At 66.2% G+C, this 15,257-nt stretch carries 15 protein-coding genes; 9 read left to right on the top strand and 6 right to left on the bottom strand.

What is annotated here, in order from left to right; translation table 11 throughout:
• Positions 1-298 precede the first annotated feature (298 nt).
• Complete coding sequence (locus BM125_RS02385) at positions 299-496, top strand: hypothetical protein (protein ID WP_092404493.1); 198 nt, start codon at positions 299-301, stop codon at positions 494-496.
• 69 nt (positions 497-565) lie between these two features.
• Here BM125_RS02385 and BM125_RS02380 read toward each other — a convergent pair whose 3' ends face one another.
• On the bottom strand, positions 566-1,144 hold the full coding sequence (locus BM125_RS02380; protein WP_092404491.1) for a hypothetical protein: 579 nt from the start codon (positions 1,142-1,144) through the stop codon (positions 566-568).
• 87 nt (positions 1,145-1,231) lie between these two features.
• On the opposite strand from BM125_RS02380, the gene BM125_RS20795 reads away from it, so the two are divergent.
• Complete coding sequence (locus tag BM125_RS20795; RefSeq protein ID WP_281243919.1) at positions 1,232-1,357, top strand: hypothetical protein; 126 nt, start codon at positions 1,232-1,234, stop codon at positions 1,355-1,357.
• Between the two features lie 41 nt (positions 1,358-1,398).
• On the opposite strand, the gene pepN is transcribed toward BM125_RS20795, so the two are convergent.
• Positions 1,399-4,050: an aminopeptidase N gene (gene pepN / locus BM125_RS02375; protein ID WP_092404489.1), complete on the bottom strand. Its 2,652-nt coding sequence runs from the start codon at positions 4,048-4,050 to the stop codon at positions 1,399-1,401.
• 256 nt (positions 4,051-4,306) lie between these two features.
• Here pepN and BM125_RS02370 point away from each other — a divergent pair, with 256 nt between their 5' ends.
• The 6 genes from BM125_RS02370 to BM125_RS02345 all read left to right on the top strand — a co-directional run bounded on the left by BM125_RS02370 (position 4,307) and on the right by BM125_RS02345 (position 9,484).
• Entirely contained in the window at positions 4,307-5,302 is a 996-nt protein-coding gene (locus tag BM125_RS02370) for a pyridoxal-phosphate dependent enzyme (RefSeq protein WP_092404487.1), read from the top strand.
• Between the two features lie 82 nt (positions 5,303-5,384).
• On the top strand, positions 5,385-6,050 hold the full coding sequence (locus BM125_RS02365; protein ID WP_092404485.1) for a DNA-3-methyladenine glycosylase I: 666 nt from the start codon (positions 5,385-5,387) through the stop codon (positions 6,048-6,050).
• Positions 6,047-6,961: an arginine deiminase-related protein gene (locus BM125_RS02360; RefSeq protein WP_092404483.1), complete on the top strand. Its 915-nt coding sequence runs from the start codon at positions 6,047-6,049 to the stop codon at positions 6,959-6,961. The genes BM125_RS02365 and BM125_RS02360 overlap by 4 nt, the downstream gene beginning before the upstream one ends.
• A gap of 145 nt (positions 6,962-7,106) precedes the next feature.
• Entirely contained in the window at positions 7,107-7,355 is a 249-nt protein-coding gene (locus BM125_RS02355) for a PepSY domain-containing protein (RefSeq protein WP_092404481.1), read from the top strand.
• A gap of 12 nt (positions 7,356-7,367) precedes the next feature.
• Positions 7,368-8,084 carry a response regulator transcription factor gene (locus BM125_RS02350; RefSeq protein ID WP_092404479.1) on the top strand — a complete coding sequence of 239 codons (717 nt, stop codon included), beginning with the start codon at positions 7,368-7,370 and terminating at the stop codon, positions 8,082-8,084.
• 14 nt (positions 8,085-8,098) lie between these two features.
• Complete coding sequence (locus BM125_RS02345; protein ID WP_092404477.1) at positions 8,099-9,484, top strand: ATP-binding protein; 1,386 nt, start codon at positions 8,099-8,101, stop codon at positions 9,482-9,484.
• Positions 9,485-9,517: 33 nt separating this feature from the next.
• Here the strand turns inward: BM125_RS02345 and BM125_RS02340 are convergent, their stop codons facing one another.
• The 4 genes from BM125_RS02340 to BM125_RS02325 form a co-directional block, all read right to left on the bottom strand.
• Positions 9,518-10,723, bottom strand: coding sequence for a glycosyltransferase family 4 protein (locus BM125_RS02340; protein ID WP_092404475.1), 1,206 nt, complete (start codon positions 10,721-10,723; stop codon positions 9,518-9,520).
• Positions 10,720-11,805, bottom strand: a complete 1,086-nt coding sequence (locus BM125_RS02335) for a glycosyltransferase family 4 protein (RefSeq protein WP_175497873.1) — start codon at positions 11,803-11,805, stop codon at positions 10,720-10,722. Before BM125_RS02335 ends, BM125_RS02340 begins: the two co-directional genes overlap by 4 nt.
• A 70-nt stretch (positions 11,806-11,875) precedes the next feature.
• A complete protein-coding gene (locus BM125_RS02330) occupies positions 11,876-13,051 on the bottom strand; it encodes a hypothetical protein (protein ID WP_139224825.1) in 1,176 nt (391 codons plus the stop codon).
• A gap of 167 nt (positions 13,052-13,218) precedes the next feature.
• Positions 13,219-14,451, bottom strand: coding sequence for a hypothetical protein (locus tag BM125_RS02325; protein WP_139224824.1), 1,233 nt, complete (start codon positions 14,449-14,451; stop codon positions 13,219-13,221).
• Between the two features lie 244 nt (positions 14,452-14,695).
• Here BM125_RS02325 and BM125_RS02320 point away from each other — a divergent pair, with 244 nt between their 5' ends.
• The gene (locus BM125_RS02320; protein WP_092404467.1) at positions 14,696-15,199 is read left to right on the top strand and encodes a hypothetical protein; all 504 of its coding nucleotides are present in this window, start codon (positions 14,696-14,698) and stop codon (positions 15,197-15,199) included.
• Positions 15,200-15,257 lie beyond the last annotated feature (58 nt).

The raw sequence follows: 15,257 nt of genomic DNA, 5'->3' as shown, positions 1-15,257 counted from the left end.
ACCTCCCGAACCCACAGGAAATGCCGCGCCTGCAAGGGCGCGGCATTTTTTTGTGGCCGCTGTTGGTGAGTGCGCCTGGCTGACCTTATCGGTAACAGCAATTGGCAGACTGTGACCGTAATCGCGGAAAAGCGGCAGGCCAGGGTGAGGCACGCCAGACCCGGTCAACTTGCGACACGAAGCGTCAGTCGGGCGGCACGCTTCGCGGACTTTTCTTGATCCAGGCCCGATTTCGGTGAGTTGGCACGCCCCTTGCTACCTATCAATCGACCAACCATCACCCCGGGAGCACGTCACCATGATGTCCACCGCCGCCAGCATGAACCTCAATCCACTCTTCCTGCGCCACGACCTGATGATCGAACTGGGTCGCCTCGAAATGGCAATGCAGGACATGCGCTCGACCACAGCGATGAATGACGCCAACGCCCAGCTGCAGCAGCTTGAAAGCCGCCGCGCAAGGATCAACGAAGCGCTCAGCCGCCTGCCCGCCTGACCACCGATTCGGCAGTACTCCCGGTGGACGAAAAGCCGCGCGAAAGCGCGGCTTTTTTGTTGTCCGCAATCAGTGCTTGTGGGGCACGTTTCGCGGCGGCGGCGCGGTACGGATGACCGGCGGTGCGGTCATTCGCGCTGGCGGCGCCGGGCGTGCAGCGGGTCGGATCACGGTTGATCGGTGCGCATCAGCACCTGACCGGGACGGGACGGGCGAAGGACGCAGCGATGGTTGCAGCCGGCCCGGCTTGGCGCGCAGCGGCGCCGCGATCGCGGGTCGCGCCACAAGCGTGCTGCGCAGGGCGCGATCACGCTGGACCTGCGACTCGCGCCATGTTCCGCTGTCATGTTCATACGGGTGCGGCCACCAGACGTAGGGCGAATAGCCGAAATACCACGGCGCCCACAAGCCCGGATAGCCACCCAGACCATAGCCGAGTCCAAACCCGTAGCCGTAGCCGAGACCCCCGCCGTAGCCGTAACCATGGGCGAACCCGTAACCCGGGCCGCTCGAATCGAGCGTTGGGCCGGCGCTGTCGGAAGTGGAGTAGTAGTCTCCGCTACCCTCGTAGTGATAGACGGTGCCCGACGAAGTCGCGCAACCCGCCAGGGTGAGCAGCAGGGGCAACAGGGGAATCAGGCGAGACATGGCATTTCTCCAGTCATCGCCCCGCCAGGGGGCATCGTTTTCAACATGCGCCCTTCATGCGTCGCATTCAAGTCATGCAAGCCGCAGGTGAGCAGGCGCCGACCGGGCGAGGAGCACGGCCACGGCCTCGGCGATGCGCGAGACCCGCTGCCCGGTCACGGACACGGTGAAGGCGGCCTTGCCCTGGCCGGAAACCTGTCACGCAGCGGATAGGCACCGGCATCACGCGACCGCCGCGGTCCGATCGGACCTCGTTACGACTCGCCCAGGCTGCGCCCGAGTATGTCGGCCACGTCTGCCGACAGGTTTTCGGCGGTCCGCAGTCGGCGCATTTCCTCACGCATCACCGCGCGTCGCCGCGGCTCCATGCGCTGCCACCCTCCAAACGCGGTGGCCAGGCGGGCCGCGACCTGCGGATTGATGGCATCGAGCTTCCGTATCGCTGCGGCCGTGAACCTATAGCCCTCCCCGTCGAGGCGATGGAAGACGATCGGATTGCGATGGGCCAGGCCGAGCAGCAGCGCATGGACCTTGTTCGGATTGTCCCAGCGGAAGGCGGGGTGCCCGGTCAATTCGCAGACCCGCTCGAGCGCTGCCGCCGATGGCATGGTCGCCTGCACCGCAAACCACTTGTCCATCACGGTCGGATCATCGCGATAGGCGGCTGCAAATTCCTCGAGCAGCGCCGGTGCCGCGGAAGCGGCCGAATGCACGATGCAAGTCAGTGCGCCGAGACGGTCGCTGAGGCAGCTGGCCCGGGTGTAGTGGGCAGCGGCCAGAACGTGATGTCGCCGATCGACCACGCACAACAGTTGCAGGCAACGGTTGCGCAATCGACGCCGGGCTTGCGCCGCGGGCTCGGTTCCTTCCGCCGAAGCCGATGCCAAGGCGGCATAACTTTCGAGCAGCTCCGGCTCCAGGGCGCGCGCCAATGATGTTTCGAGAGTCAGGCGCGCTTTGAATACGGCATCGGGATCGATCTCGGCCAAGGGCTCAGCCAGGGCCGCCAGGTCGGCGACGGTCAGCATTTCGGCCAGCGTTGCCGGCTCGATTGCGGACTCGGCCAGGCTCGCCCGTAGACTGCAGATCCAGGCCTCGAGGAAGGGCTGCCCGCCGCGCTCGCCGGCCAGCAGTTGCGCGAACGCCTGTCGCGCCATCGCGTCGGCGGCCTGCCAGCGATTGAAGCCGTCTGTTTCGTGGCTGGCCAGGATGGCAAGGCCGCGTGCATCGAAGCTGGTGACCAGGCGCACCGGTGCAGAATAGCCTCGCAACAGCGACGTCACGGGACTGCTGTCGAGGTTGGTGAAGCGGAAGGTAGCCTCCGCCTCCTCCAGCAGCAGCACGTCCCCGCGCAGGCGCTCGGCATCGTCGCACTGCAGCGGCAGACGATTGCCGCGCTGATCGAAGAATGCCAGCGCGACCGGTATCGGCAGGGGCTGCTTTTCACTTTGCCCGGACGTGGCCGCGGTGTGCTGGCGGAGCGTCAGTTCCAGGCAACGTCGTTCGGCGTCGTAATGGCTATGTGCCTCGAGCACCGGCGTTCCGGCCTGTCGATACCAGCCCAGCCAGCAACCGAGATCGAGGGCGTTGGCATCACCCAGGGCGGCCAGGAAATCCTCGACCGTGACGGCGCTGCCGTCGTGCCGCTCGAAGTAGAGATCCATGCCGCGGCGGAATCCCTCCCGACCGAGCAGGGTGGCGAGCATGCGAACGATTTCGGCGCCCTTGTCGTAGACCGTCGTCGTGTAGAAATTATTTATTTCCCGATACTGGTCGGGCCGCACCGGGTGGGCCAGCGGTCCGGCATCCTCGGCAAACTGCGTACGCCAGAGCGAGCGCACGTCCTCGATCCTGCGCAGGGTGCGCGATGCCAGATCGGACTCGAATTCCTGCTCGCGGTAGACAGTCAGGCCTTCCTTGAGACTGAGCTGGAACCAGTCGCGGCAGGTGACCCGGTTGCCCGTCCAGTTGTGGAAGTATTCGTGACCAACCACGGCGAGGACGTGCCGGAAGTCGTCGTCCGTGGCATGCAGCGGATCGGCCAGGAGATACTTCGAGTTGAAGATGTTCAGACCGGTGTTCTCCATCGCACCCATCGTGAAATCGTGGGTGGCGACGATGTGGAATGCATCGAGCCGATAGCTGCGGCCATACGTCTGCTCGTCCCACAGGAACGCCGCCTTGAGGCAATCCATCGCGTGCCGGCAGCGATCCAGAACGGCCGCCTCGGCCCAGATCGCGAGCCGGACCCGTCTTCCCTCGGCAGTCGTGTAGGCGTCCTCGATCGAATGTAGACGTCCGGCCACGAGGGCGAACAGATAACTCGGCTTGGGCTGCGGATCGACATAGCGCACCCAATGGCGGCCATCATCGAGTTCTCCGGCGGCCTCCCGGCCACCCCCCGCGAGCAGCACGGGATAGCGCTCGCGATCGGCGCGCAGGGTCACCGTGTATGGCGCCAGGACATCGGGCCGGTCGATCGACCAGGTGATGTGCCGGAATCCCTCGGCCTCGCATTGGCTCAACAGGAACCCGGTCTCGAGCGCCCCGCTCAGGTAGAGGCCCTGCATGGCCGTGTTGGCGATCGGTCGGATCCGACTGCGCGTTTCCAGAATGGCGCTGCCACGCACGCCGCAGACGACGAGGCCATCGGCTTCGATTCGGTAGCGGTCGGTACCGATGTCGCGGCCATCGAGGCGGATTTCCAGCAGGTCCAATGCCGAACCGTCGAGGCGCAATTCCGCGTCCGGCCGCTCGGGGTCCTGGCGCAACTCGAGGCGCGCCTCGACGAGAGTCTGCTCCGCATCGAGATCGAAGCTCAGGTCGACCCGCTCCATGCGCCACGCAGGGGCACGGTAATCGCGCAAGCGGACCAGCGGATGCGTTTGACGATCACTCGGGTTCATGCGCGGGCGTGGATTCCGGCTGTCGGATGGACAGCGAGGCGGCAATGTAACCAGCGTCGACCACGTTGGCTAGACTCAGCCGTCGCGGCACCCGCCTGCCCTTCCTGGCCGGACGGCCGGCTTCGATGTCTCGATACGGCACAGGTCGGAAGCCGTGTGGATGCCATGCCCGGTGCGCCGGTGGACCCGACCGTCGCTGGCGTGCCGCCATCCTGCGCGTGTATCGTGAAATTCCGAATTCGACCGGACCGGTTCCATGGCTGCAGATTCCCATGCGGGCGCGATCACCTTCGCCAACGTCGAAGAGGCGGCCGCGCGCATCGCCGCGCATGCGCAGCGAACCCCGGTCCTGCGATCGCGCTCGCTCGACCTGCTCGCCGGGGCCGAACTCCACTTCAAGATCGAAGCCTTGCAGCGAACCGGTGCGTTCAAGTTTCGCGGTGCCAGCAACGCGGTATGGTCGCTGCCGGACGAGGTCGCCAGGCGCGGCGTCGTCACGCATTCATCCGGCAATCACGGCGCAGCATTGGCCCTGGCTGCGCGCACACGCGGCATTGCCGCGCACGTGGTCGTCCCCGAAGGCGCGGTGCGCTCGAAGGTCGCCGCGATCGAGGCCTATGGAGCAACCGTGCATCGCTGCGCGGCGAGCATCGCCGCGCGCGAGGAGGCGGCCGAGCGTGTGCGCATGCAGACCGGCGCGACACTCGTGCACCCCTACACGAACCCCGACGTGATCGCCGGCCAGGGCACCGCGGCGATGGAGCTGCTCGGCGAAACCGGCCCGCTCGATGCGCTGGTTGCGCCGGTAGGGGGCGGCGGCCTGGTCAGCGGAACCGCAATCGCCGTCGCTGCAATGGCCCCGCGGGCCACGGTCTGGGCTGCCGAACCGTCGGGCGCCGCCGATACCGCCGAATCGCTGCGGCGTGGCGAACGGGTCGGGTCCTTCGTCCCGGATACCATCTGCGATGGCCTGCGCACCCTGGTCGGCGAGATCAATTTCTCGATCCTGCGCGCGCACCGCGTGCAGGCGCTGACCGTCGACGACAGCCGCACGGTCGAGGCCATGCGCCTGATCTGGCAGCGCCTCAAGATTCTCGTCGAACCTTCCGCGGCGATCGTGCTGGCGGCGGTGCTCGAGCATCCGGCGCAGTTCTCCGGCCGTCGCGTCGGACTGATCCTGAGCGGCGGCAACGTCGATCTCGATGCATTGCCCTGGATGCCGCTGTCGGCAAGCACCAGCGCAACGCCATGACGCAAGAGCCGGGCGCGGGGCTGCCACAGAGGCGCCCCTGCGGGTATGCTCACGCGTCGACTCCGCGACACCGAGCCCGCCGATGTCCGCCCGCAAACCCGAGAACAACAGCGACAAACGCGTCACCAGGAACCTTCCTGCGCCGGACGACGGCCGGGTTCGCTGCGCTTGGGCGACGGGAGATTCTGTCGATCTGATCTACCGCGACTATCACGACCTCGAGTGGGGCGTCCCTGTCCGCGACGATCGACGCCTGTTCGAATTTCTCGTACTCGAAGGCGCCCAGGCGGGATTGAGCTGGCGCACCGTACTCGGCAAACGGGAAAATTATCGCCGCGCGTTCCACGGCTTCGATATCGCACGGGTGGCGGCCATGCGCGACCGCGAACTCGAATCCCTTCTCGACGACCCAGGCCTCATCCGTAATCGGCTGAAGATCCTGTCGGCACGCAGCAACGCACGCGCCAGCCTTGCCGTGATCGAGGAAGTCGGCAGCCTCGAGGCCTGGCTATGGTCCTTCGTCGGCGGCGAGCCGCTGCTCAACCGCTGGACCGCGCACGACAAGGTTCCCGCCACCAGCGCGCACTCCGACGCGATGAGCAAGGCGATGCGCAAGCGCGGTTTCAGCTTCGTCGGCTCGACGATCTGCTATGCCTTCATGCAGGCCACCGGCATGGTCAACGACCACCTGACCTGCTGTTTCCGCTTCCCGGGCAAGCCCGCGCCGGGCAAGGGCAAACGCACTTGATCGTCACCCGTCCGCAGGATTTCCTGGATGCCGTCGCCACCCGCGCGATCGCGGCCGACCTTCCGGCTACGGCGCAGGCCGCATTCCTGATCAGTCCGATCGATTTTTCGCTGGCTGCGGAATCGGCCAGCGACAATCGCTACATGGACCTCGGCGATGCGCCGGATCCGCTGCGCGCCCTGGCCGAACACGCCGAACTCGCCCGCCGACTGGCCGAGGACGTGCCGGTCACGACCTTTCCGGGTGATCCGCTGGCTCCCGATGGCGTGTTTCCGAACAATGCATTCGCGACCGCTCCCGGGCGCCTGATCGTCGGTCGCATGCGCCATGCCGTGCGCCGGCGCGAGACTTCGCGTGCCGATATCCGGGCCTGGTTCGAACGCCTGCTCGGTCGCGAGGTCGTCGACCTGTCCGGCGCCGCGCTGGTGGCAGAACTGACCGGTTCGCTGGTCATCGATCGCGCCCGCGGAATCGGTTACTGCGGTCTTGGCGAGCGCTGCGACATGGCCGGTGCGCGCGCAATGCACGAGGCCTTTGGGCTGCGTCTGACCTACTGCTTCGAACTGGCGGAAGGCGAATACCACACCAACGTCGTGCTGGCGATCCTGGCCGGGCGCGTCGCCCTGATCGCCGAATCGGGATTTCGCGACAGCGCCGACGCCAGGGCGATCGCGAGTCTCTATCCGGACCAAGCGCTGTGGCTTGGTGCAAGTCAGAAAGCGGCCTTTGCGGCGAATGCGATCTGTCTCGCCGGGAACCGGGTATGGATGAGCGAACGGGCGGCCCGCGCCCTGTCCGAGCCGCAGCGGACGTGGCTCGGCGAACAGGGTTTTTCGATTGGCAGCACCCCGCTGGAGCAGATCGAAAAGGCCGGGGGAAGCCTGCGATGCTGCGTCGCGGAGATATTTTGAGACCTGCAAACCGTTGTTCTGCATGGTCATTTTCGGCATTTCAGCGGAGCCGGAATGACCGAGTTCAGCGGGAATTCAATGCGCGCAGTCGAGACTGCACGAACCGCGTACATCGAGCGGTTACCCATGACGACCTGACGCGAAAATGATTGCCGCCAAGCGCCTCAAGCCCTTCCCTGTGCTGGCAGCAATCATGGCCGCGTTGCTCTTCTCGTCGGCTGTCACAGCCCGCGAGATCAGTGTCCAGGAAGCCATGGCCATGATTCAGCGTGATACCCATGCGAAGGTACTCAGCGTGCAGACCCTGCGCATCGACAAACGCAAGATCTACCGCTTCAAGGTGCTGACCCCTGGTGGTCAGGTGCGCGTCATTGAAATCAAGGCCGACCAATAACAGGAGATTGCGATGCGAGTACTGCTCGTGGAAGACGAAGCACCACTGCGCGAGACCCTGGCAGCGCGATTGAAGCGCGACGGGTTTGCGGTGGATGCCGCCGGCGATGGCGAGGAAGGCCTTTTCCTCGGCCGGGAAGTTCCGTTCGATGTGGCCATCATCGATCTCGGCCTGCCGAAGATGTCGGGCATGGAACTGGTCAAGCAGCTGCGCGAGGACGGCCAGCGCTACCCGATCCTGATCCTGACCGCCCGCTCGTCCTGGCAGGACAAGGTGCAGGGTCTCAAGTACGGCGCCGACGATTACCTGGTCAAGCCGTTCCATGTCGAGGAGCTTCTGGCCCGTCTCAACGCGCTCGTGCGGCGGGCCAGCGGCTGGTCGCGTCCGCTCCTCGAATGCGGCCCGATCGCGCTCGACACGACCGCGCAGACGGTCAGCTCGAACGGCAACCCGGTGGACCTGACCAGCTACGAGTACAAGGTGCTCGAATACCTGATGATGCATGCCGGCGAGCTGGTCTCGAAGGCCGATCTCACCGAACACATCTACCAGCAGGATTTCGACCGCGACTCCAACGTACTCGAGGTCTTCATCGGTCGCCTGCGTCGCAAACTCGATCCGGAAAACACGATCAAGCCGATCGAAACGGTTCGCGGGCGCGGCTACCGGTTCGCGCTTGAACGCACTGACAGCGGGGCGGACGAGACCGCATCCGAACCGGCCGCCTGATTCCGGCCCGCGCGATGGCCCGCCCGCTGTCGTTGCAGGCCCGTTCGCTGGCAGCGGCGGGCATTGCGCTCGCGGCATTCCTCGGCCTGGCCTTCTTCGCCCTCGACAAGGCCTTCTTCGATGCCGCCCTGAGTTCGCAGCGCGATCGCCTGCAGGGTTACATGCACGCCTACCTCGCCGGTGCCGACACCAATCGCGCCGGCAACCTGATTCCACCCGAGGTCGGGCCGGATCCCCGCTTCGACCGCCCAGGTTCGGGCCTGTATGCAAGCATCGTCGGCGACCATGTGCGCAATGCCAAGGAGCGCCAGTGGCGTTCGCCTTCGGCGCTCGGGCTCGAACTGCCGTTCGACACCGAGCTGCCCCAGGGTGCAACCGTGTTTCGTGGCCCGGTGCAGACGAGCCTGGGGGATCTGTTCATCCTCTCGCAGGGCATCACCTGGAGCGTCGCCAACCGGCCCGAACTGAAACTGACCTTGCATATCGCCGAGGACAGCGCCGCCCTGCAGAACCAGGTGCAAGTGTTCAGGCGTACCCTGCTGGCCTGGCTCGGTGGACTCGGCGTACTGCTGCTTCTGCTCCTGCTCGGCGTCCTGCGCTGGAGCATGGCGCCACTGCGCCGGGTGGCTGCCGATCTGGCCCGCGTCGAACGCGGCGCCGAGGGGCATCTGGCCGGCCGCTATCCGGCAGAACTCTCAGGACTCGCCACCAACCTCAACAATTTCATCGACTCCGAACGCGAGCGTCTCGAGCGCTACCGCAATACCCTGGCCGATCTCGCCCACAGCCTGAAAACCCCGCTGGCCGTGGTCCGCACCCAACTCGAGTCCGAGACCGATGGCAAGGAGTTGCGCTGGACGGTGCTCGAACAGGTCGGTCGCATGGACGAGATCGTCGCCTACCAACTCTCGCGGGCGGCCACCTCGGGGCGGCAGACCTTCGCCGCACCATTGCCGCTTGAACCGTATGCCGAAGAAATCGTGCGCAGCCTCGAGAAGGTCTACGCCGACAAGCAGGTGCTGTGCGAATTCGAGATCGATCCCGACACCCGTTTCCGTGGCGACCAGGGCGATCTCATGGAACTGCTCGGCAACGTGCTGGAAAACGCATTCAAGTGGGCCCGGCACAGCGTGCTGCTGACCGCGCGGCCGGGGCGATCGGCCGATTCGCGGAGCGGCGGACTCGACCTCTGCGTCGAGGATGATGGCCCGGGTATTCCGCCGGACCGCGTCGAGTACCTGCTGCAACGGGGCGTACGCGGGGACGAGCGCGTCCAGGGCCATGGCATCGGCCTGTCGATCGTGCAGAACATCGTCAAGGCCTATGGCGGCACGCTCAAGGTCGGCCGCTCGAAGACGCTTGGCGGCGCGCGCTTCGACTTGTACCTGCGTTCAGGCTGAGCTTTCCGCCGACGTACTTGCCGACCGCGACAATCACGCCGCCGCGAGAGCCCGGACTTCGGCGTCGAGGCGCGCCTTGACCTGATCGCGGCTGTAGTGGGCGAGCACGTATTCGCGGGACTTCACGCTCCAGTCGCTGCGGGTCGCCGGGTCGAGCGCGAGCACCTGCCCTATCGCATCGACCAGTGCGCCGGTGCCGCGATAGGCCAGGCCACTGCCGCTGGCTTCGACATGGTCGACCAGGACCTCGCACTGGGCATTGACGATCGCCGGCGCACCTTGCGCCATGGCTTCGAGCAGGACGATGCTGAGGCTCTCGTACGGCGACGGCTGGACGAATGCCGCCGCACCGGCCATCAGCTCGAATTTGCGCTGTTCCTCGACGAAACCGAGATAGCGCACGTCCTTGCGCTTGCCGACGCCGAGCACGTCGTTGCCGGTCAGGACCAGTTCGAGGTCCGAATCCGGATGCGCCACCTTGAATGCCTCGAAACCCTCGAGCAATTGCCCGCAACCCTTGCTGACGTCGATGCGTCCGCAATAGAGCAGGTACGGGCGCGTTTCGCGGGCCGGCTCGACCCTGTCGGTGGCGACGGTCATGGCGACGACGTTGCCGCCGTGCACGCCCCAGAGTCGCGCGCCGAGCCGCTGTTCGGCCGGCGTGTTCCAGAGGATGCGCGGCGCGGCGCGGGCCATCTGCGCAAAGGTCTGCAGGTAGGCTGGCGGCTCGTCATGCAAGGCAGGTATCAGCGCCCAGCGCCGATGTCGCAGTGCACGGATGCCGTCTAGCGCCAGCGGGTACAGATAGGGCAGGAAGAATATCGCCGCGTAGGCGTCGCCATGAATCGACAGGTGAGCGGTCAGGTCCGGACAATTCGGCCCCTGGGCACGAATGAATTCCTCTTCGAGCGCCTCCGGCCATCCATAGCGCGGCGCCTGGCCGGAAGCCGGGGACGCCTGCATCTTTTCGAACGCATCGAGCATGGTCCGATGTAGGGCATGGAAGTACGGCGTGCGCCCGCGCGCGACCCTGAACCGGCGAATCGTGATGCCTTCCCTCTGCTCGCTGCCGGGCTCGAGATCGTTGTCCCATTTCGTATAGTCGAAAGCGGCCGACGTCAGCACCTCGACTTCGTGGTCGACAGCCAGCAACTGGGCATATTGCCAGCCCAGAGCCTCGGCACCGCCGACCAGCCGCGCGTGGCAACGCGGTACGACGATGGCGATGCGCGGCCTCACAGGGCGGGCTCCAGGAAGCCGATGAAGCGCTCGCGCAGCACCTCGATGGCGAACTGCTGCCGATAGCGCAGGCGCGCCCGCTCCAGCATGCCCGCGCGCAGCGCATCGTCCTCGAACAGGCGCGCGGCGCTGGCCGCATAGAGCCACGGGTCGCGTTCCTCCCAGATCAGGCCCGCATCACCCAGCGTCTCCGGCACCGCACTCGATGCATGGGCGACGATCGGCGTGCCCACCGCCATCGACTCGATCAGCGGAACACAAAATCCCTCGTGCTCGCTGAGGAGCATGAACACATGGCTGGCGAGATAGGCTGCCTTGAGCTGCGCCTCGCTGGCCGCGTCGATCCAGAGCACCCGATCGGCCAGGTCCAGGGCCTCGATGCGACCGGTGATCGCCGCGGTGTAACGGTCCAGGCGCGGATCGATCTTGCCAAGGATGATCAGCCGGGCAGTCGCGGAATAGCCCCGTACATACGCATCGAACGCATCGACCAGGGCAAGGTGGCCCTTGTTTGGCGCGACCCGGCCGACCATGAGGAAATTGCGCGATCCGTCGGTCAGCTGCTTGATCAGGGCGACATCGCCCTCGGCTTCGGCCATTTCGTCGACGCGGTGGAACGGGGCGAGCACGCCGCCTCGATCCGCCGGCATCCCGGCCTTCTGCAATTCACCAAGGTTGTAGGCCGAAGCGCCAAGATAGAGCTCGCATCCCAGCGTTGCGATGCTCGCGATTTCCTGCCGCCCATTCCTGCAGGCGGTCTCGTAGTCCGCGGAGATGTCGCTGAAGAATTCCGGCGGCGTGATGTTGTGGTACTTCACGATGCGATAGCCGCGACAGCGCCCAAGCAGCTCGATCGCGGCCGGCCAGCCAGTGGAGAAATGGTAGATGACCAGGTCGCGTGGGCCGCCGGCAAATTGCGGCAGCTGATTGGCCGGGTAGGTCTTGCGTTCCACCCCGCTCGCGGATTGGCAGAACACGCGGGTCTCGATTCCCATATCTTCCAGGATCGAGGCCATGGCCAGGGCATCGGCGCCCACGGCGTCCTTGCTGGTCAGCACCGGAATGAGGATGGCCGCCCTCATGCCTGACCTGCCAGGGCGGCACGCGAGGGCGGACGGCGACCACCGCCGCAGTGACCGTATTGCATGCGATTCACTCCGGCAGACTCCCGATCCTGGCGGCGAGGCAGACCGCACCATCGCTGGCCACCAACGTCCGGACGTCGACAAAGCCGGCGGCCAGCAGGGCCTGCCGGATCAATTCGGCATTGAGCTGGACATCGGCGCGCCCGCGCAAGCGCGCAGTGATGCCTGCTGGTTCGCGACCGCAACCCAGCACCACGAGTCCTCCTGGCAGCAACACGCGACGGATGGCCACCAGCAGCGAATTCGCCGGCATCTCGCACAGCAGGGCACCCGTGTCGAGCGCGGTCAGGCCGTGCAGCGACCGATCAGCCGTACGCGCCAGCACTTCCGAGGGTTCGGCGACCGCCATCGACAACCCGGCCGCGCGCGCTCGTGCTCCGACCTCCGTATTGGTGTCGATTCCAATCGCCTCTATGCCGTTGCCGACCAGGCACGCCAACCAGTCATCGCCGCTGCAAAGGTCGAGGACCCGGGCGCCTGCTGGCAAGAGGCTGGCGACCTGCCCGGCCCAACCGCCGAGTCGGTCCGGACGCGCGGTATCCAACGCCATCATCCGGGCGGCGATGTCCGCATCGAGCGTATCCGCCTGGCGTGCCTGGTCCGCCTCGGCCAGTTCCAGTGCCGAGAGATTCTTGCGCAGCGAAGCCAGCCAGTGATTCATGCTCAACACGAGGTGGCGCAATTCATGTGCATCGGCGCCGACGCGCGCGATTTCGGCCTGCAACTGGGAGGTACGATCATTCAGATCATCGAGGCGGACACCGAGGCGTTGCTGGTCGGTATCGAGCCGGGCAATGTCACCGCGCGCCGCCGCGAGTTCAGCCTGGAGGCCGCGAAACGCGGAGAGCACTTCCTGGAGGCGTACGCTATGGTAGATGTCCGCAGCACGCTGATGCTGGACGATACGCGGCAGGCCGCCGAGGCAGACGACCCATTCGAGCAGATAGCCGAGTACCGGGATGCGCAGGCATTTGGCCAGAAGGTAGCGCGGCAGCAACCATGGCACGCGCACGCCGATTTCGCGCCCTTCAGGCGACCAGCGCAGATTGCCGAGCACCTCGATCTTGCTGCGTCCCTGGGCCAGCAGGCGCGCCTGCGCGTCGAATCCTGCCGGGTCGGGCGGGCGCCGAAGCAGAGCCTGGAAAGCGTGTTCGAGAAAACCCGGGAAGGGTGCATGGCTCAATTCGGAGATCGAATACCGGCTTTGCGTCGCAGCCGCGGGAGCCGTATTCGAAGTCGCCTGCGGCGGCTTCCGGGCCGGCCGCGGAGGCGCACGCAAGCGGGCGGACTCCGCATCGGCCCGTATCTCGTTCCTGACCACCTCAAGCGGCTTTTCCTGGGGCAGTCTGTTCACGGAATATGGCTGGTTGGACGTTGCGGACGGTGGGGCGCCGAAAGGGCGACTGGAGCACTGCCGGCGCGGTCGCCCCGGCCGACGGCGAGCGGCATGATGCCATAGGCGCGCGCTTTCGAGATGTCGATGAGTGCGTAGTCGGGGCGATGTCGCCCATCCAGGCGCGGCGCAATCCTGCGGTAGCGATCCCGCCCCGCACGGCGCGCCGCCTCGAAGCCTTCGATGGCACGCTGCCGCGCCGGGCGCGCACCCGAACCGGACGGCGCGGGACGCGCCTGCCCGGCAAATCCGAGCAGGGTGGTTTCGAGAAACTCCGCTTCGTGCCGGGCGTCGTCGGTGTAGAAGCCGACGAAGGCATGACCCGGGACAAGGACCAGGAAGCTGCCCACGCCGAGCCGTTCGAGCGCGGAGGCAATCAGGACACTGCCATCCAGGCAGTTGGCCACGCGCTCATCCCAGGTACTGGACAGCAAACGCACGCGCTGGCTGTAGACGACCGGACCCTGGCTGATTCCGGCGCTGTCGTCGGCGTAGCGCAGGCCATGGCGCTCAAGGCCGAACCAGATCGCTCTCGCACGCGCGAGCCGGTCGGCGCGATTCGACGGCATGCGCATCATGCCCGTGATATCGATACCGGCGAGTTGCAGCAATTCGTCGATGACCGGATCCTGCGGATCGACCCAGGCCGCGAACGACCAGCCCAGATCGATGCGATTGTTGCCTTCGCGCACGAAGTACAAGGCCTCGTCGAGAGGGTGCAGGCGAATTTCGACGGTGCGGATGATCGGGTCCATGCCGGGAGAACTGAGCACGACCTGCAGGGCCTGGCGGCGCACGCCTTGCATCCCGCGCAGGGCACCGATATCCCACTTCAGGCGGGGACGCAGGACGATGTCTTCATCGATGTGCGTATCGATGACGGTTGCCGTAGTCAGGCCCGGGGTGGATACGGTCAGTCGGGCATCGCGTGGCTGGCCGGAATGTCCGACACGAAGTCGCAGCAGACCGTTTCCGGCGTGTGCTTCGCCCCCGTCGGCCGTTCTGGGCTGGGAAAGTTCGAGGGCGGGAAAGAGGTCTCCCGACGGCGTCGTCTCGATGTCCAGCGAGAGCGCGCCAGCCGGGGCCACGAGCGCCATCGATGCGCTCAAGGCCAGGTAGATGCGCAAGACGGCGCGCAGCAGTGGCCGCGCCGGAGCTCCTCTCGATGGTGTGGTTGCTGATCGGTGCATGGCACGACTATCGTTGCCCCGGGCCGCCCGTGTCCAGTCGCACCGCTGCCGGGATTTCATCGATTTGGCCGCGCCGGGGACAGATGCCCAGGTCCATCGTCGGGCGCGCGCAGCCCAGGCGCCGCGGCGTCGGCGCAGCGCTTGCCGAGGAATGCGATGATCCCGGGAGCAACCGTGCCGTGCGCTGCCTGCCGGCAACGGCTAGCATTGCAGCCAGATCTTTTCCCTGCCGCACGGAGTCGTCATGCGCCGAATTGTCCTGTCCAGCCTTCTCGTCCTGGCCCTCACGGGTTGCGATCAACCGTCTCCCGACGCGCCCGCGACCCCGGCGAAAGGGTCGACCCAATCCGCTTCCACCCCACAAGCGGCGCCTGCGCCTGCGCCAGCGCCCGCGGCCCGGCCACCCGAGGGCACCTGCGGCGACCAGTCGGGAATCCCCGAGGCAGACCGCCTCGCCAATACGCCGAAATGGTCGCTGGCCAGCGAGCAGGACAATTTCGGCTTCGATGTCTTTCGGGGCGATTCGGAAAACGGCGAATTCGTCAAGCTGAACAAGGATCCGATCCTTGGCGCCGGCACCACCGACGAAACGCAGAAGTACCAGTATCGGGACGACAGCATCGATCCATGCAAGGACTACTGGTACTACGTCGAGTCGATCAGCACCAGCGGCGTGCGCGAGAAGATGACGCCGACCTTCAAGGCGCCGGCCAAGCGCTCGCCCAGGACCGAACCCTCGGCCGGATGACCGCGCGCCGTCCGCGCCGGCCGGCCCACCCTGCGCTGGGCCGCCGAGCTGGCCTCGG

The sequence above is a fragment of the Dokdonella immobilis genome (assembly GCF_900115085.1).
GTDB classification, from domain to species: Bacteria; Pseudomonadota; Gammaproteobacteria; order Xanthomonadales; family Rhodanobacteraceae; genus Dokdonella; species Dokdonella immobilis.
Note: the sequence above shows the minus strand (reverse complement) of the source record. Positions and strands in the feature narration are given on the sequence as shown.

Excerpts from the sequence above, each read along its gene's own strand:
- BM125_RS02320 (WP_092404467.1), top strand. The coding sequence starts at position 14,696 with ATGCGCCGAATTGTCCTGTCCAGCCTTCTCGTCCTGGCCCTCACGGGT.
- BM125_RS02380 (WP_092404491.1), bottom strand. The coding sequence starts at position 1,144 with ATGTCTCGCCTGATTCCCCTGTTGCCCCTGCTGCTCACCCTGGCGGGT.
- BM125_RS02335 (WP_175497873.1), bottom strand. The coding sequence starts at position 11,805 with ATGAGGGCGGCCATCCTCATTCCGGTGCTGACCAGCAAGGACGCCGTG.
- BM125_RS02370 (WP_092404487.1), top strand. The coding sequence starts at position 4,307 with ATGGCTGCAGATTCCCATGCGGGCGCGATCACCTTCGCCAACGTCGAA.
- BM125_RS02385 (WP_092404493.1), top strand. The coding sequence starts at position 299 with ATGATGTCCACCGCCGCCAGCATGAACCTCAATCCACTCTTCCTGCGC.
- BM125_RS02365 (WP_092404485.1), top strand. The coding sequence starts at position 5,385 with ATGTCCGCCCGCAAACCCGAGAACAACAGCGACAAACGCGTCACCAGG.
- BM125_RS02350 (WP_092404479.1), top strand. The coding sequence starts at position 7,368 with ATGCGAGTACTGCTCGTGGAAGACGAAGCACCACTGCGCGAGACCCTG.
- BM125_RS02355 (WP_092404481.1), top strand. The coding sequence starts at position 7,107 with ATGATTGCCGCCAAGCGCCTCAAGCCCTTCCCTGTGCTGGCAGCAATC.
- pepN (WP_092404489.1), bottom strand. The coding sequence starts at position 4,050 with ATGAACCCGAGTGATCGTCAAACGCATCCGCTGGTCCGCTTGCGCGAT.
- BM125_RS02325 (WP_139224824.1), bottom strand. The coding sequence starts at position 14,451 with ATGCACCGATCAGCAACCACACCATCGAGAGGAGCTCCGGCGCGGCCA.
- BM125_RS02345 (WP_092404477.1), top strand. The coding sequence starts at position 8,099 with ATGGCCCGCCCGCTGTCGTTGCAGGCCCGTTCGCTGGCAGCGGCGGGC.